Below are 16,052 nucleotides of genomic sequence, written 5' to 3'. Positions count from 1 at the left end.
GGGCCGGCCCCGGGTTCTGCGGGAGCAAGAGAGCATGAAAGAATTGCCCAATGGCTGAAGACACGCAGGGTACAGACACGCCCACCACCGCCCCCATCAACGTTCCGGACAAGCCGGCCCTCGAAGGCCTGGAAGCCTCGCTCACCCAGCGCTGGCTCGCCGAAGGGACCTACAAGTTCAACCCCGACACCACCCGGGAACAGGTCTACTCGATCGACACTCCCCCGCCCACGGCGTCAGGATCCCTGCATGTGGGGCACATGTTCTCCTTCACCCAGACGGACGTCCTGGCACGCTACCAGCGCATGACCGGCAAGAACGTGTTCTACCCCATGGGCTGGGATGACAATGGCCTGCCCACCGAGCGCCGCGTGCAGAACTACTACGGCGTCCGCTGCGACCCTGCCATCCCCTACAACGCGGATTACCGCCCGCCTGCCCAGCCGGCGAAGAACCAGCGCGATTTCGACGTCGTGTCCCGCCGGAACTTCATCGAGCTGTGTGAAGAACTGGCTGTGGAGGATGAGAAGGTCTTCGAAAGCCTGTTCCAGCAGCTTGGCCTCTCCGTGGACTGGCAGTTGACGTACCGGACCATCGACGACGTTTCCCGCGAGGTGTCCCAGCGGGCGTTCCTGGCCAACCTGGCCGCCGGAGATGCCTACATGGCCGAGGCCCCTACGCTGTGGGACGTCACCTTCCGCACGGCCGTGGCGCAGGCAGAGCTTGAGGACCGCGAGGTGGCCGGTGCCTACTACCGCTACCCGTTCTTCACCGAAGACGGGGAAAAGGTCTACATCGAAACCACCCGTCCCGAGCTCCTCGCGGCCTGCGCGGCACTCGTGGCAAATCCCGATGACGAACGGTACCAGCCGCTGTTCGGCAAGACTGTCACGTCCCCGGTCTTCGGCGTCCAGGTTGAGGTCAAGGCCCACCCGCTGGCCAAGGCGGACAAGGGTTCCGGCATCGCCATGGTGTGCACCTTCGGCGACCTGACCGACGTGACCTGGTGGCGGGAACTCCAGCTGCCTACCCGCGCCATCGTGGGCCGCGACGGCCGCATCATCGGCGAGACGCCTGACTGGATCACCACTGAGGCCGGCCGTGCCGCGTTCGCGTCGATCGCCGGAAAGACCGTGTTCAGCGCCAAGGAAGGCGTGGTGGAGCTCCTGGCCGCCGAGGGCCTCCTGGACGGCGAACCGAAGAAAATCATGCACCCGGTGAACTTCTTCGAAAAGGGCGACAAGCCCCTGGAAGTTGTCACCTCGCGCCAGTGGTACATCCGCAACGGCGGCCGGGACGAGGACCGGCGCGAACGGCTGATCGGCCGCGGCCGCGAGATTGAATTCCACCCCGCGTTCATGCGGTCCCGCTTTGAAAACTGGATTTCGGGGCTCAACGGCGACTGGCTGGTGTCCCGCCAGCGCTTCTTCGGCGTGCCGATCCCCGTCTGGTACCCGCTGGACGCCGATGGCAACCCGGACTACGACGCGCCCATCCTGCCCTCCGATGAACAACTGCCGGTTGACCCCGCAGCCGACGCAGCCCCCGGCTACCAGGAAACGCAGCGCGATGTCCCCGGCGGTTTCACCGGCGACGCCGACGTCCTGGACACTTGGGCAACCTCTGCGCTGACCCCGCAGATCGTGGGCGGCTGGACCCGCGACGAGGAACTGTTCGCCAAGGTCTACCCGTTCGACCTGCGCCCCCAGGGGCACGACATCATCCGCACCTGGCTGTTCTCTTCCGTGGTCCGCGCGGACGCCCTGCAGAAGAGCGCTCCGTGGAAGCACGCCGCGATCTCCGGCTGGATCCTGGACCCGGACCGGAAGAAGATGTCCAAATCCAAGGGCAACGTGGTGGTACCTACGGACGTCCTGAACGAGTATGGCTCCGACGCGGTCCGTTACTGGGCCACCTCCGCGAAGCTCGGGGCGGACACAGCCTACGAAATCGCACAGATGAAGATCGGCCGCCGCCTGGCCATCAAGCTGCTAAATGCCTCCAAGTTCGTGCTGAACCTGGGTGCCACCGAGGACTCTGTGGTTGGCACGGACCTGTCCGTGCTGTCCAACGCGCTTGACCGCGCGCTGCTGGCCCAGCTCTCCGACGTGACGGCACAGGCCACCAAGGCGTTCGAGAACTACGATTATGCCCGGGCGCTGCAGATCACGGAGTCGTTCTTCTGGCAGTTCACCGACGACTACGTGGAACTGATCAAGGACCGCGCATACGGTGCCGCCGGTGAGGCGGAGCAGGCTTCCGTCCTGGCGGCCCTGGCCACTACCCTGGACACGCTGCTGCGCCTGTTCGCCCCGTTCCTGCCCTTCGCCACCGAAGAGGTGTGGAGCTGGTGGCGCCGCGGTTCGGTGCACCGGGCAGCCTGGCCGGCGCCCGTCGCGGTGGACGGCGACACCACCATGCTGGCTACGGTGGGCACTGCCCTGAGCGGCGTCCGGAAGGCAAAGTCCGAGGCCAAGGTCAAGCAGCGCACCGAGGTGCTCTCTGCCACCATCACCGCTTCCGAGTCCCTGACCGCGCAGCTCAAAGCCGGCCTGAACGACCTGAAGGCGGCGTCCAACGCCCGTGAGCTGACCCTGGTGGCCGGCGACGGCGAACTGTCCGTCAGCGACGTGGTCCTGGCCGCTCCCGAGGAAGCAGCCGGCGCCTAGCCACGTTCGGACTGGCCTGTTTTCGGGCAAAGGGGAAGCCCCATCAGCGTTTTGCCGTTGGTGGGGCTTCGACTTTTTCGGCCATCCGGTGACGACTCTGATGGTCTGGCAGGATCCGCCGAACTCCAGGTCTTCCTACCACGTCACTGGTAGCTTGTATCCGGCTTTGCCGATGGCTGCGCCGGAAATACATATCACTGAATCTTTGGTTCCTGCGTCCCGCTTCTTTCGAAGTGGGTAAGAACCATTGTGGTCCTGGCGCTGCGCGTGCGCAAGGGCCCTGGAGTAACTACATGGCAGTAGTTTCCTGGTCGAACCGGGGGCTCTCGGTGCGGCTGCGCTTGAGCTCGAAGAAGGACGGGTAACCGGCCAGGATGGTGGCGGCGTCCCACAGTCTTCCGGCTTCTTCACCGCGGGGAATCCGGGTCAGGACCGGCCCGAAAAAGGCGGTTCCGTTGAAGGCCACGATGGGTGTGCCCACGTCCTGGCCCACCAGGGAGATACCTTCTTCATGGCTGGTCCGGAGCGGGCCGTCGTAGGCATCCGTGGTGGCCGCCTCTGCCAGGGACGCCGGGAGTCCGCATTCAGCCAGTGCTTTGCTGATGACTACCGAACGGTCTTTTTCGCCCGCCTCGTGGATCATGGTGCCCATGGCGTCGTAGAGCGGCTTGACGGTTTCGGGGCCGTGCTCCTGCTGGGCAGCGATGATCACCCGGACGGGACCCCAAGCGTTGTCCATGGCTTCGCGGTAACCGGGATCCAGGTCCCGGCCTTCGTTCAGTACGGACAGGCTCATGACGTGCCACACGGTCTCGATGTCGCGGACGGATTCCACCTCACCGATCCAGCGGGAGGTAACCCAGGCGAAGGGGCAGGCCGGGTCAAACCAGAAATCGGCGCGGTTCTTGACAGGTTCAGGCATGGGAAACTCCTTGGTAGGCAGTGGGCGGCCGGGAGTTCAGGCGGACTTCCGTCTCTTGGCCGCGTGCGGAACGATGGTGGGTTCGGCGCCGTTGAGGACTGCGTCACGGGTGATGACCACACTGGCCACATCCTCGCGGCTGGGCAGGTCGAACATGACCGGGAGCAGGACTTCTTCCATGATGGCGCGGAGGCCGCGTGCCCCGGTGCCGCGTTCGAGGGCCTGCTCCGCGATGGCTTCCAGGGCGGTGTCGTCGAACACCAGCTCCACGCCGTCAATCTGGAACATCTTCTGGTACTGCTTGACCAGCGCATTCTTGGGCGTGGAAAGGATCTGGATCAGGGCATCCCGATCCAGGTTGGAGACAGTGGTGATGACCGGGAGCCTGCCAATGAATTCAGGGATGAGGCCGAACTTCAGGAGGTCCTCCGGCATGACTTCACCATAGGAGTCCACCTTCTTGCTGGCCTCATTCAGCGGGGCACCGAAGCCGATGCCCTTCCGGCCCGAGCGGGAGCCGATGATTTCCTCAAGACCTGCGAAAGCCCCCGCCACGATGAACAGCACGTTGGTGGTGTCGATCTGGATGAATTCCTGGTGGGGGTGCTTCCTGCCGCCCTGCGGGGGCACGGATGCCACGGTCCCCTCAAGGATCTTCAGCAGCGCCTGCTGGACGCCCTCGCCGGAGACATCCCGGGTGATGGACGGGTTTTCGCTCTTGCGCGAGATCTTGTCGATCTCGTCGATGTAGATGATGCCCTGTTCGGCCTTCTTGACGTCGTAGTCGGCTGCCTGGATGAGCTTGAGGAGGATGTTCTCAACGTCCTCGCCCACGTAGCCGGCTTCGGTCAGGGCGGTGGCGTCGGCGACGGCGAACGGAACATTCAGGCGCCGGGCAAGGGTCTGCGCGAGGTAGGTCTTGCCGCAGCCGGTGGGGCCGATCAGGAGGATGTTCGACTTGGCGATTTCGACGTCGTCGTGATGGCCGCCGTCAGCCAGCGTCCCGGCCTTGGGCGCGTGGCCGGCCTGGATGCGCTTGTAGTGGTTGTACACGGCGACGGCCAGGGAGCGCTTGGCAGGTTCCTGGCCAATGACGTATTCCTGCAGGAAGTCGAAGATTTCCCGGGGCTTGGGAAGTTCAAAACTGCCGAGGTCCGCAACCTCGGCCAGTTCCTCCTCGATGATTTCGTTGCAAAGCTCAATGCACTCATCGCAGATGTAGACACCGGGCCCGGCAATGAGCTTGCGCACCTGCTTCTGGCTCTTTCCGCAGAAAGAGCACTTCAGCAGATCCGTGCTCTCGCCAATCCGAGCCATATGTGAACCCCTTAGTATCGTGCTGCCAGGCAGCCTTGCACCGTTGCTGGAAACTTCACCAGCCTGCATGGACCGGTTTGTGACGATATCCACTCTAGGTCACATCGGTGCCCAAGGGTGGAAGGAAAAGGCCGGTGCGGCCAAAAGAACGGGCCGCACCGGCGCTTGTTTGCTGCTAGCGGGTGATTGCCTGGGGCTTGATCTTGCGGGAATCCAGCACCTGGTCGATCAGGCCGTATGCGTGGGCCTCTTCCGCGGTAAGGATCTTGTCGCGCTCGATGTCGTTGTTGACCTGCTCGGACGTGCGTCCGGAGTGGTGCGCCAGCGTGTCCTCGAGCCAGGAACGCATCCGCATGACCTCGGCGGCCTGGATTTCGAGGTCCGACGCCTGGCCGCCCTGCCCGCCGGAGAGGGCCGGCTGGTGGATGAGCACACGGGCGTTCGGCAGGGCCAGGCGCTTGCCGGGCGTGCCGGCTGCGAGCAGGACAGCAGCCGCGCTGGCGGCCTGGCCGAGGCAGACAGTCTGGATCTCGGGGCGGATGTACTGCATGGTGTCATAGATCGCCGTCATCGCGGTGAACGAACCGCCCGGCGAGTTAATGTACAGGGTGATGTCGCGGTCCGGGTCCGTGGACTCCAGGACCAGCAACTGGGCCATGATGTCGTCTGCGGAGGCATCGTCCACCTGCACGCCGAGGAAGATGATGCGGTCCTCGAACAGCTTGGTGTACGGATCCTGGCGCTTGAAGCCATAAGGAGTGCGCTCCTCGAACTGGGGCAGGACGTAGCGGCTGGACGGAAGATTACCGGCGGACCACCCGAAGTTGTAGTTCATGTTCTTTGCTCCTGATCTGAGTGTTCTTGGTGCCGGTTACTTCTGGGAATCCGGTCCGCCGGAACCGTTGGAGGTTCCGCCGCCGCCGGACACCGATCCGGCGTGCGCCGCGATCTTGTCGAAGAAGCCGTATTCCAGCGCTTCGGTGGCGGTGAACCACTTGTCACGGTCGTTGTCCTTGAGGATGGTCTCCACCGTCTGGCCGGTCTGCTCTGCGGTCAGTTCGGCCATGACCTTCTTCATGTGCAGGATCAGCTCGGCCTGGATCTTGATGTCCGAGGCCGTGCCGCCGATGCCGCCGGAAGGCTGGTGCATGAGGACGCGGGCATTGGGGGTGGCGTAACGCTTGCCCTTCGTGCCCGAGGAGAGGAGGAACTGGCCCATGGAAGCGGCGAGGCCGGTGGCCACGGTGACGACGTCGTTAGGGATGAACTGCATGGTGTCGTAAATGGCCATGCCGGCGGTTACGGAGCCGCCCGGGGAGTTGATGTACAGGTAGATGTCCTTCTCCGGGTTTTCTGCGGAGAGGAGGAGCAACTGCGAGCAAATGGCGTTGGCGTTGTCATCCCGCACTTCGGAGCCCAGCCAGATGATCCGTTCCTTGAGGAGCCGGTTGTAGATGTAGTTGTCCTGGGCAGCGGGATCGACGGTCGCCATCCGGGGAGCCTCGTGGTGCTGTGACATGTGTACTTACCTCTCGCTGGTGACGGTGACATCACTGAAAATCTCTACTTGGACCCTAACCGGTTTCACCGGTGTTTTGTTCGTGCACCGTGGGCTGTTCGCTGACGGCGCACGATCGGCGGAATCGCGCAGCCGCGGCCGGTTCCGGAAATGCGAACGGCCTCCGGATCAGGTGATCCGGAGGCCGTTCGTCTGCGCATGCAGCAGGCGTTCAGAAGGGGCTAGGCCTTGGCCTCTGCCTTTTCTTCTTCAGCGACGCCGGCTTCAACGGTGTCGGCGGCAGGAGCCTCTTCACCGGCAGGCCGGACGAAGTCGCTCAGGTCCACGGACTTGCCCGCGGTGTCGGTAACCTCGGCCTGGCCCAGAACGACGGCCAGCGCCTTCCGGCGGCGGACCTCGGAGACCATCATGGGAACCTGGCCGCTCTGGTCGATGATCTGGGCGAACTGGTTCGGGTCCATCCCGTACTGGCTGGCCGTGGTGACGATGTAGTCGATCAGCTCGCTCTGGCTGACGTTGACTTCTTCCTTCTCGGCGATGGCGTCGAGGATGATCTCGTTCTGGAAGGCGCGGGCGGTGTTGGCGCGGACCTCTTCGCGGTGCTCCTCGGTGTCGTGCTCGCCTTCACCGTGGCCGTTGCCCTCCTTGAAGTGGGCTTCGAGCTGTTCTTCGACCACCGAGTCCGGCACGGGAACCTCAACGAGCTCGACAAGCTTGTCCAGGACCTTGTCGCGGGCCTCGACGCCCTGCTCGACAACCTTGGAGTCGGCCGCCTGCTTGGCGAGGTCTGCGCGCAGTTCCTCGAGGGTGTCGAACTCGGATGCCAGCTGGGCGAAGTCGTCATTGGCCTCGGGGAGCTCGCGCTCCTTGACGGCCCTCACTACAACCTTGACCTGGGCGTCCTGGCCGGCGTGCTCGCCGCCCACCAGGGTGGTGTTGAAGATGGCGTCCTCGTCGGCGCTCAGGCCGGTCACGGCCTCGTCCAGGCCCTCGAGCATGGTGCCGGAGCCTACCTGGTAGGACAGGCCGGAGGCGGAGTCAACTTCGTTGCCGTCGATGGAGGCGGTGATGTCGATGGTCAGGAAGTCACCGTCGGCCACGGGACGCTCCACGGACTTCAGCGTGCCGAAGCGGCCGCGCAATTCGTCCAGGGCCTTGGTCACGTCGTCGTCGGAGGACTCCGCGGCAGCGACCTCGACCTTGATACCGGCGTAGTCCGGCAGTTCGATCTCGGGACGGACGTCAACCTCGGCAGCGAACTTCAGGCCGCCGTCAGTAGCGGAGGGGTCCGGTACCTCGGTAATCTCCACCTCGGGGCGGCTCAGCGGGCGGATGCCGGATTCCTGCACGGCAGCCTGGTACCAGCCGTTGAGGCCTTCGTTGATGGCCGTCTCCAGGACGTAGCCGCGGCCCACGCGCTGGTCGATGAGCTTGGCAGGGACCTTGCCCTTACGGAACCCAGGGACCTGGATCTGCGAGGCAACAGTCTTGTAGGCCGAGTCGATGCTGGGCTTCAATTCCTCAAAGGGGACCTCAACATTGAGCTTGACCCGCGTGGGGGTGAGGTTCTCGACAGCGCTCTTCACGGTCTAAGTACTCCTGGGATTGTTGGATGGGTTTCTGCAAACGCAACGTTTTGTCCGGCCGAGTGGTCCGGGCAGCAGAGTCGGGGTGACAGGATTTGAACCTGCGACTTCCTGCTCCCAAAGCAGGCGCTCTAGCCAAGCTGAGCTACACCCCGTTAATGCACAGGCAAGTCTACGGTCTCCGGCGCGGGGATTGCACATTTGACACGTGGGGCATGAATTAGGTTTAGTTATATCCGGCTTGGACAGCCACCCCGGAGTTACCGGCCCCGGGGACGTAGCTTAATGGTAAAGCCTCAGTCTTCCAAACTGATTACGCGGGTTCGATTCCCGTCGTCCCCTCCAAAGAAATGCACCCCCAGTCTCCGGACCGGGGGTGCATTTTTGTGGCCGGGCTACGCCTGGCAGGACGGACACCAGTAGAGCTTGCGCCCCGCCAGTTCGGCCAGCAGCACCGTGGTACGGCACAGGCGGCACGGAAGCCCTTCCCGTTTGTAGACAAAGTGCGCGTCGGCGCCGGAGGGGTATTCCGCGGACTTCAGCGCCTGCCGCTGACCGGGGTCCACGCCGGGCCCGCTCCAGTAACGGGCCGGGGTGGTAATGATCCGGCCGTCCTCCACGCCGTCGTTCATCAGGACAGACACTTCCCGCCACAGCCGCCGCGCTGCGGCGGCCTCCACGGCGGAACCGGGCAGCCACGGGTCCAGCCGGCGCCGGAAGAGCACCTCCGCCCGGTACACGTTGCCCACGCCGGCGATGACGGCCTGGTCCATCAGCAGAGCGGCCAGGGGCGTCTTGCGGCCGCGCAGCCGTGCCTCGAACCGGCCGGCGTCGCCGCGGAGGTTCCGCAGCGGGTCGGGACCCAGCCGTGCGGACACCGCTTCAGCCTCCGCCGCAGTAATGGCGGCACAGGTCGTGGCGCCACGAAGGTCGGCCCAGCCGTGGGCACTGGCAAGGCGGACCCGGACGGCCCCCACCGGAGGCGGCGGACCCGCATAGGAGCCGCCGGCGTCGTACGCTTCCGCGGGAGTCTCCCGCTCCCCCACCCGGCGGGGCGCACCAATGCTGGACGCGCCGGCGAAGGAACTGTCGCCGCCGAAGCTCCACGCGCCGTAGAGCCCGAGGTGCACGTGCAGCACGACGCCGTGGTCGAAGCGCAGGAACAGGTGCTTGCCGTGGGCATCGGCCGAGACCAGGGTGTGTCCGTCAAGCAGAGCGGCACCCGCGGCGAACCGGCCCTGCGGGCTGGACACCGCGAGCTGCCGGCCGCCGAAGACATCATCAAACTGCCGGGCCAGGCGCCGGACCGAGTGCCCTTCCGGCACTACTCGATGACCTCGCCGGTGGCCTCGTAGGCCGCGATCTTGCCGATGCGCCGCACGTGGCGTTCGTCGTTGCTGAACGGCTCGGCAAGGAAGGCCTCGATCAGCGCGGTGGCCTCGTCAACCGTGTGCTGGCGTCCGCCGACGGCCACGACGTTGGCGTCGTTATGCTCGCGGGCCAGGACGGCCGTGGAGTGGTTCCAGGCCAGGGCGGCGCGGATTCCTTTGACCTTGTTCGCGGCGATTTGCTCGCCGTTGCCGGAACCGCCCAGCACAATGCCAAGCGCGTGGACGCCGGCCTGCTGGTCCGCCACGACGGCGAGCGCCGCGTTGATGCAGAAGGACGGGTAGTCGTCCTGGGCGTCGTATTCCTTGGGTCCGTGGTCCACAACGTCGTAACCCGTGGCGGTGAGGTGGCTGACCAGGTGGGCGCTGAGCTCCATTCCGGCGTGGTCGGTGGCGATGTGGACCCGCGGGAAGGCAGGGGCTGAAGTCACGAGCAGTATCCGTTCAGTGGTGGGCGCTGGGCCGGGCCGGCGGGCCTGGCCGGGGCAGGACAACAGGCATAAGGATACTAGGACCCGCCCGCAGCAGTGGCGTCCGAGGGGCCGCCTCCGCGCCGGGCCCGCGCCGCTACCCGGGTGAGGACTTCCGCCAGGCGCGCGGCACTGGCGGGGCTTCCGCCGCTGACCGCCACCTGCTGGCCGTCGTTCTTGCGGACGACGACGGCGGGACCGCTGCTGACGAGCATGGCTGCGGTTCCGTCGTGGTGCCGGTAGCCCCATCCGCCATAATCTGCGGCCTTGACGTCCGCGGCGCTGGCCGCGGAGATGGCCCCGGCCGGAACGTCCATGACCGGGACGAGCCCGGCGAGGCGGACCTTCAGCCCGCGGCGGTCCGCCGTTACGCGGGCGAAGAGGAACGCGGCGCCCATCACTGCGAGCAGGACCAGCAGCAGGCCCAGCCAGGGCACGGCGATGGCAATGAGTGCGGCCGGGAACAGGGATGCCACGGCGATCATCACGAACACTGAGCTCCGCGCATGGACCCACAGCCTGATGTTGTCCCGCACCAGGTCCGGATCCAGTTCGCGGGCTACGGCGGCTTCCAGGGCCTGGTCGTCTTCCGGCGACCACTGCCGGTCCGCTTTGTAGACGAAGGCCATGACCACGCCCAGGGACAACGCCGCACCCGATCCGAGGGCGAGGACGGTCAGGTCAACCCGGGACTGGCGTGCGTCCGCAAGTCCCGCCTGGCCCACGAGGCCCGCGGCAAGGACGCTGGTGATGAAGAGGGTGAGGAAGAGTCCGGTTCCCATCATGATCCGGCGCATCACCACGGGCCTGCCCAGCGGCACCGCCTGCATCAGGCCCAGCCATCCGACCACGATGATCAGGGCTGCGCCGATGCCCACGTAGGCACCGAACGGGGCGAAGGAGGCGCCGCCGTCGTCCGTCCAGCGGATGGCCAGCGGGTCGGGCAGGTCAGGGCGCAGCAGCGAGGCGCACACGGCGAACCCGGCTGCCAGGACAACGGGAAATCCCAGCGCGAAGCGCAGCGCCCTGGCGTCCACGGAATCCAGAAACTTTGCCATACCTTAACGCTACTCCGGCTCTGCCTGCCCGGCCGGTCCGGGCAGAGGACTGGCCGGGCAACTTAACTGTCAGCCGGGGATGCAAGAATGAACGAAGCCGGCGCTGGAGCCGCCAGCCGGTCACCGCAACTTCTCTGGAGGACCCCTTGCCAGGCATCAATCTGACGCGCGACGAAGCCCGCGAACGGGCACAACTGATTACCGTCGATTCCTACGAAGTGGACCTTGACCTGACGCGCGGCAGCGAAGTCTTCGGAAGCACCACCACTGTGAAGTTCGGGGCCAGGGCGGGTTCCTCCACCTTCATTGATGCCATCACGGCGGCCGTCCACAGTGTCACGCTGAACGGCCGCACGCTGGATCCTGCAGCCGTGTCCGACGGGGTGCGCATCCAGCTCCCGGAGCTGGCGGAACAGAACGAACTGACCGTGGTGGCGGACGCGCCGTACATGAACACGGGTGAAGGACTGCACCGCTTCGTGGACCCGGTGGACGACGAGGTCTACCTGTACACGCAGTTCGAGGTGCCGGACTCGCGCCGGATGTTCGCGGTGTTCGAGCAGCCCGACCTCAAGGCCACGTTCACCTTCACCGTCACGGCGCCGTCGCACTGGGACGTGGTGTCCAATTCCCCCACCCCGGCGCCCGTGGAAACTTCGCAGGACCACGACGGCGGCGCCCGCTCGGTCTGGGCGTTTGCGCCCACCCCCCGCCTGTCCTCCTACGTCACGGCGCTGATCGCCGGGCCATACCAGTCGGTGCGCAGCGAGGTCACCAGCTCGGACGGCCGGGTGGTTCCGCTGGGCGTCTTCGCCCGCAAATCCCTGATGCGGTACCTGGACGCTGAGAACATCTTCGAACTCACCCGGCAGGGGTTCGGGTTTTTCGAGGCGCAGTTCGGCTGCCCGTACCCGTTCGAGAAGTACGACCAGCTGTTCGTACCGGAGTTCAACGCAGGCGCCATGGAAAACGCCGGTGCCGTGACCATCCTGGAGGGCTATGTCTTCCGCAGCAAGGTGACGGACGCCCAGGTTGAACGCCGCGCCATCACGGTGCTGCACGAACTCGCGCACATGTGGTTCGGGGACCTGGTGACCATGCGGTGGTGGAACGACCTGTGGCTGAACGAGTCTTTCGCCGAGTACATGTCGCACCTGGCAGCCGTGGAGAACACCTCTTTCACCGGTGCGTGGACCACGTTCGCGTCGGTGGAGAAGTCCTGGGCCTACAGGCAGGACCAGCTGCCCACCACGCACCCGATCTTCGCCGAGATCAAGGACCTTCAGGACGTTGAGGTCAACTTTGACGGCATCACCTATGCCAAGGGTGCCTCGGTGCTGCGGCAACTCGTGGCCTGGGTTGGTCCGGAGCAGTTCATGGCAGGTGTCCGCGAATACTTTGCCAAGCACTCCTGGCAAAACACCGAGCTGCGGGACCTGATGGTGGAGCTGGAGAAGGCCAGCGGCCGGGACCTGGACAGCTGGGGCCGGCAGTGGCTGGAAACCGCCGGGGTGAACACGCTGGCCCCCGAGCTGGAAGTGGGCGCCGACGGCACGATCCGCACGTTCAGCATTGTGCAGACAGCGGTGCCGGAGTGGCCCACGCTCCGCCCGCACCGGCTCGCCGTGGGTTTCTACAACCTGGACGGCGCCGGCAAGCTGCAGCGGGTCCACCGGGAGGAACTGGACGTGGAAGGGGAGCGCACGCAGGTGCCGGCCCTGGTCGGGCTGCAGCGCCCGGACCTGGTGCTGGTCAACGATGATGACCTCGCCTACGCCAAGGTGCGGCTGGACCCGGCATCGCTGGCCACCGCCACCGCGCACCTGAAGGATTTCGCCGGCAGCCTGCCGCGGACCCTGGTGTGGAACTCCGCCTGGGACGCCGCGCGCGACGGCGAAAGTCCGGCCCGGGGCTACGTGGAGCTGGTGCTGGCCAACGTGGCGGCCGAGACCGACTCCTCCGTCATCCTGGTGCAGTTGCGGCAGCTGGCCACCACGCTGAACTTCTACGTGGCAGAGGAATACCGCGAGGCCACGGCGGTGGCCGCTGCGGACCGGTTGTGGGAGCTCGCTTCCGGCGTGCCGGGCGGGTCCGACGCGCAGCTGCAGTTCGTCAAGGCTTTCGCGCTGCACGCCCGCACCGACTCCCAGCTGTCCAGGGTCGCGGGCCTGCTGGACGGCACTGCGGGCCTGGCCGGACTGACCGTGGACCAGGACCTGCGCTGGGAACTGCTGGCCTCCCTGGTGGCCGGCGGCCGGATGGGCCAGGACGGGATCGACGCGGAGCTGGCGAAGGACAACACGGCCAGCGGCCAGAATGCGGCCGCGCTCGCCAAGGCGGCGATCCCCACACCGGAGGCGAAGGCTGCGGCATGGGATTCGATCGTGGTCAAGGGCGAGCTGTCCAACGCGCTGCAGGGCTCCGCGGTGGCCGGGTTCATGCGCGTCCTGGACCGGACACTGCTGGAACCGTACGCGGAGAAGTATTTCGACGCGGTGCCGGGAATCGTCGAAACCCGCACGCACGCGCTCGCCCAGCAGATCGTCGTCGGGCTTTACCCGGCGCTGCTGACCACGCAGGAGACCGTGGACCGGACGGACGGTTTCATCGCCGCCCTGCCCCCTGCCAGCGCGGCACTGCGCCGCATGATGCTGGAAAACCGCGACGGCGTGGCGCGCGCCCTGCGCGCCCGGGCCACTGACGCCGAAGCCGGCCCGGACGCTGAGGGGGCGGGCCGGTGAATCTCGAGGAGCACCATTACGCACTGGAAGTCCGGTGGACGGGGAACCTTGGTGCGGGAACGTCGTCGTACCGCGGCTATTCGCGGGATCACGACATCGCCATCCCGGGGCTGCCCGTGATCAAGGGTTCTGCGGACCCCACGTTCCACGGCGACCGGGAGCGGTACAACCCTGAACAGCTGCTGCTGGCGGCCCTGGCGCAGTGCCACATGCTCTCCTACCTGCACGTGGCAGTCAGGCATGGCGTGGTGGTTACGGATTACCGCGACCCGGCCACCGGCCTGCTGCGACTGAATCGTGACGGCAGCGGGCAGTTCGAGCGCGTTATCCTGCGGCCGCAGGTCACTGTGGCGGAGGCCGGGCAGATCGACCTGGCGCAGCGGCTGCACCGCGAGGCCAACGCGGTCTGCTTCATTGCCCGGAGCGTGAATTTTCCGGTGGAGCACCAGCCGGTGACCTCGGCGGGTTGAGCGGAGCGGCGGTCGCGGGGCTAGGGTTGAAAATGAATGTAGCCGATCCCCAAGGAGTCCCTGCCGCTTATGGTCAGCATGTTGTCAGCCCTTCCGCCGGTCGCCGCCGATCCGGACGGGGTCAGCGTTCCGGGTGTTGCGATCAGCCTTGGCGTGGGCGTTGCCGTATGGCTGCTTGCCACGTACGTCATCTCCCGCATCACCAAGCGGGTGGCAGCCGGCAGCAGCCTGTTCAAGCGTCCCACCTTCAAGTGGGCTGCCCCGGCGTTCCGGGCACTGGATCATGAGCGCAGGGTCCAGCGCGCCGAGACGATCGGCTCGCTCCTGAACAGCATCGTGGGCGTCCTGGTGGTGGTGATCACGGGCATGTACGTACTGCAGAACCTGGACATCAACATCGCTCCCCTGCTGACCAGCGTCGGCATCCTGGGTATCGCCATCGGCTTCGGCGCCCAGCAGCTGATCCGGGATTTCCTGGCCGGCATCTTTATCACCATCGAGGACCAGTTCGGTATCGGCGACGTGATCGAGACCAGCGAGGTGGTGGGCGTGGTGGAATCCATGGGCCTGCGCATCACCCGCGTCCGGTCCGACGACGGCGCCATCTGGTACCTGCGCAATGGTGAGATCCTGCGGGTGGGAAACCGTTCGCAGGGAAACTATGTTCCCCTGCATGAGGGCCCGGACGGTACCACGGATCAGGGCAGCGCGAAGACTGACAATGACAAGACCGACCAGAAAGCCGGCGACTAGCCATGACCATCACGCCTGAACCGCGCCAGCCCCGCCAACTGATGCAAAACGATCCGTTCAGCCAGCCCGGCTACACGGACAACTTCTACGACGCCGTGGGCGGCCACGAAACGTTCGTGAAGCTCATCGACGTCTTTTACGACGGGGTGGCCACCGACCCGCTGCTGCGTCCCATGTACCCGGAAGAGGACCTGGGCCCGGCCAAACGGCGGTTCCTCATGTTCCTCGAGCAGTACTGGGGCGGCCCCACCACGTACGGCGACGAGCGCGGGCATCCGCGGCTGCGCATGCGGCACATGCCGTTCAGGGTCACGCCGGAGGCGAAGGACCGGTGGCTGTTCCACATGCGGGCCGCCGTTGAGGCGCTGCAACTGCCACCACTGTACGAAGGCACGTTGTGGGACTACATGGAGCGGGCGGCGCTGTCCATGGTGAACAGCCCGTCCGAGCAGTAGGCAGGTCCCGTCGGTTACGGCAGGCCGCTGCCGGTCCGGGCGAGGACATGTCCGCGGGGTCCCGTCAGCCGGAACCAGCGGCCGGAGCGGTAAAGCTCCTGTTCCCCGTCGCCGAGGAAGCCCAGGGCGAGGGCCGCGAACGCCGCGCCGGCCGGCAGGCCGGAGCCGTCCAGCTCTTTTCCCCACACCGCTGCCCGGGCGTTGTTGACGATCAGCGTTCCCGGTTTGTCCGGCACGATTCCGGCGACCTCGCTCATGCCGGCCTCCGCCGCGCCGCGCAGGAAGGCATCGGTGAGGGTTTCTGCGTGCTCCCAGCCGCCGCGGGGCGCGCCCACGCCCGTCCAGGATTCGGTGACGGTCGACGGCGGTACCGGCAGTTCGACGTCGTCCGCTCCTGCGCGGGCAAGACGGTCCAGGACGGCCGACAAGGGCACCGTCACGTCCGTGCCGGAGGGCTGCGCCAGGGCCATGGTGCGCAGGCCGAGGATGGTGGGGGTCGACTCACCCAGCAGGCGGGGCCGCAGCACGCAGACGTAGGCGGCAAGGACTGTACCGGCCCCCTGCAGCCGAATGGCGCCGTCGTCAATGGCTTTAGCGCGGGTGGCGAAGGTTTTCAGGTCGGCCAGGTCCCGGGGGTCTGCGAAGCGGAAAGAGTGGGTAAGAAGATCGGACACACTCAAACCCTACCGGCTGGGCCCCGGTTG

Annotated in this window: 14 protein-coding genes and 2 tRNA genes; 6 read left to right on the top strand and 10 right to left on the bottom strand. The window is 66.1% G+C overall.

The window, feature by feature from the left end:
* Positions 1-50 precede the first annotated feature (50 nt).
* A complete protein-coding gene (valS, locus tag ACIQCN_RS02860) occupies positions 51-2,669 on the top strand; it encodes a valine--tRNA ligase (protein ID WP_400603448.1) in 2,619 nt (872 codons plus the stop codon).
* A gap of 289 nt (positions 2,670-2,958) precedes the next feature.
* Here valS and ACIQCN_RS02855 read toward each other — a convergent pair whose 3' ends face one another.
* The 6 genes from ACIQCN_RS02855 to ACIQCN_RS02830 all read right to left on the bottom strand — a co-directional run bounded on the left by ACIQCN_RS02855 (position 2,959) and on the right by ACIQCN_RS02830 (position 8,168).
* Positions 2,959-3,591, bottom strand: coding sequence for a disulfide bond formation protein DsbA (locus tag ACIQCN_RS02855; RefSeq protein WP_400609290.1), 633 nt, complete (start codon positions 3,589-3,591; stop codon positions 2,959-2,961).
* Between the two features lie 36 nt (positions 3,592-3,627).
* Positions 3,628-4,908 carry an ATP-dependent Clp protease ATP-binding subunit ClpX gene (gene clpX / locus ACIQCN_RS02850; protein WP_400603446.1) on the bottom strand — a complete coding sequence of 427 codons (1,281 nt, stop codon included), beginning with the start codon at positions 4,906-4,908 and terminating at the stop codon, positions 3,628-3,630.
* Between the two features lie 175 nt (positions 4,909-5,083).
* Positions 5,084-5,743 carry an ATP-dependent Clp protease proteolytic subunit gene (locus ACIQCN_RS02845; RefSeq protein ID WP_058267539.1) on the bottom strand — a complete coding sequence of 220 codons (660 nt, stop codon included), beginning with the start codon at positions 5,741-5,743 and terminating at the stop codon, positions 5,084-5,086.
* 36 nt (positions 5,744-5,779) lie between these two features.
* Positions 5,780-6,400, bottom strand: a complete 621-nt coding sequence (locus tag ACIQCN_RS02840) for an ATP-dependent Clp protease proteolytic subunit (protein WP_400604269.1) — start codon at positions 6,398-6,400, stop codon at positions 5,780-5,782.
* 248 nt (positions 6,401-6,648) lie between these two features.
* On the bottom strand, positions 6,649-8,013 hold the full coding sequence (tig, locus tag ACIQCN_RS02835) for a trigger factor (RefSeq protein ID WP_400609288.1): 1,365 nt from the start codon (positions 8,011-8,013) through the stop codon (positions 6,649-6,651).
* Positions 8,014-8,093: 80 nt separating this feature from the next.
* A tRNA-Pro gene (locus tag ACIQCN_RS02830) sits at positions 8,094-8,168 on the bottom strand.
* Between the two features lie 116 nt (positions 8,169-8,284).
* Between ACIQCN_RS02830 and ACIQCN_RS02825 the strand changes: the two genes are divergently transcribed.
* Positions 8,285-8,358: transfer RNA gene (locus ACIQCN_RS02825), tRNA-Gly, on the top strand.
* Positions 8,359-8,408: 50 nt separating this feature from the next.
* Here the strand turns inward: ACIQCN_RS02825 and ACIQCN_RS02820 are convergent.
* From ACIQCN_RS02820 to ACIQCN_RS02810, 3 genes are all read right to left on the bottom strand, one after another.
* Positions 8,409-9,338 (bottom strand): Fpg/Nei family DNA glycosylase, encoded by a 930-nt coding sequence (locus tag ACIQCN_RS02820; RefSeq protein ID WP_400609286.1) that lies wholly within the window; start codon positions 9,336-9,338, stop codon positions 8,409-8,411.
* Positions 9,338-9,832, bottom strand: a complete 495-nt coding sequence (locus tag ACIQCN_RS02815; RefSeq protein WP_400609284.1) for a ribose-5-phosphate isomerase — start codon at positions 9,830-9,832, stop codon at positions 9,338-9,340. Before ACIQCN_RS02815 ends, ACIQCN_RS02820 begins: the two co-directional genes overlap by 1 nt.
* 77 nt (positions 9,833-9,909) lie before the next feature.
* Positions 9,910-10,929 carry a hypothetical protein gene (locus ACIQCN_RS02810; RefSeq protein WP_400609282.1) on the bottom strand — a complete coding sequence of 340 codons (1,020 nt, stop codon included), beginning with the start codon at positions 10,927-10,929 and terminating at the stop codon, positions 9,910-9,912.
* Positions 10,930-11,075: 146 nt separating this feature from the next.
* Here ACIQCN_RS02810 and pepN point away from each other — a divergent pair, with 146 nt between their 5' ends.
* The 4 genes from pepN to ACIQCN_RS02790 all read left to right on the top strand — a co-directional run bounded on the left by pepN (position 11,076) and on the right by ACIQCN_RS02790 (position 15,348).
* Positions 11,076-13,670: an aminopeptidase N gene (gene pepN, locus ACIQCN_RS02805; protein ID WP_400609280.1), complete on the top strand. Its 2,595-nt coding sequence runs from the start codon at positions 11,076-11,078 to the stop codon at positions 13,668-13,670.
* Positions 13,667-14,140: an OsmC family protein gene (locus ACIQCN_RS02800; RefSeq protein ID WP_400603440.1), complete on the top strand. Its 474-nt coding sequence runs from the start codon at positions 13,667-13,669 to the stop codon at positions 14,138-14,140. Before pepN ends, ACIQCN_RS02800 begins: the two co-directional genes overlap by 4 nt.
* Before the next feature lie 69 nt (positions 14,141-14,209).
* Positions 14,210-14,893, top strand: coding sequence for a mechanosensitive ion channel family protein (locus tag ACIQCN_RS02795; protein ID WP_400609278.1), 684 nt, complete (start codon positions 14,210-14,212; stop codon positions 14,891-14,893).
* A gap of 2 nt (positions 14,894-14,895) precedes the next feature.
* Positions 14,896-15,348 (top strand): globin, encoded by a 453-nt coding sequence (locus ACIQCN_RS02790; RefSeq protein WP_400603438.1) that lies wholly within the window; start codon positions 14,896-14,898, stop codon positions 15,346-15,348.
* Positions 15,349-15,362: 14 nt separating this feature from the next.
* On the opposite strand, the gene ACIQCN_RS02785 is transcribed toward ACIQCN_RS02790, so the two are convergent.
* Positions 15,363-16,022: a hypothetical protein gene (locus ACIQCN_RS02785; protein ID WP_400609276.1), complete on the bottom strand. Its 660-nt coding sequence runs from the start codon at positions 16,020-16,022 to the stop codon at positions 15,363-15,365.
* Between the last annotated feature and the right edge of the window lie 30 nt (positions 16,023-16,052).

Source organism: Pseudarthrobacter sp. NPDC092424 (genome assembly GCF_044754925.1).
In the GTDB taxonomy this organism is placed as follows: domain Bacteria; phylum Actinomycetota; class Actinomycetes; order Actinomycetales; family Micrococcaceae; genus Arthrobacter.
Note: the sequence above shows the minus strand (reverse complement) of the source record. Positions and strands in the feature narration are given on the sequence as shown.

What these genes read in the sequence shown, in the direction of transcription:
- valS (WP_400603448.1), top strand. Translation starts at nt 51, where the DNA reads ATGGCTGAAGACACGCAGGGTACAGACACGCCCACCACCGCCCCCATC.
- ACIQCN_RS02855 (WP_400609290.1), bottom strand. Translation starts at nt 3,591, where the DNA reads ATGCCTGAACCTGTCAAGAACCGCGCCGATTTCTGGTTTGACCCGGCC.
- clpX (WP_400603446.1), bottom strand. Translation starts at nt 4,908, where the DNA reads ATGGCTCGGATTGGCGAGAGCACGGATCTGCTGAAGTGCTCTTTCTGC.
- ACIQCN_RS02845 (WP_058267539.1), bottom strand. Translation starts at nt 5,743, where the DNA reads ATGAACTACAACTTCGGGTGGTCCGCCGGTAATCTTCCGTCCAGCCGC.
- ACIQCN_RS02840 (WP_400604269.1), bottom strand. Translation starts at nt 6,400, where the DNA reads ATGGCGACCGTCGATCCCGCTGCCCAGGACAACTACATCTACAACCGG.
- ACIQCN_RS02810 (WP_400609282.1), bottom strand. Translation starts at nt 10,929, where the DNA reads ATGGCAAAGTTTCTGGATTCCGTGGACGCCAGGGCGCTGCGCTTCGCG.
- ACIQCN_RS02795 (WP_400609278.1), top strand. Translation starts at nt 14,210, where the DNA reads ATGGTCAGCATGTTGTCAGCCCTTCCGCCGGTCGCCGCCGATCCGGAC.
- ACIQCN_RS02790 (WP_400603438.1), top strand. Translation starts at nt 14,896, where the DNA reads ATGACCATCACGCCTGAACCGCGCCAGCCCCGCCAACTGATGCAAAAC.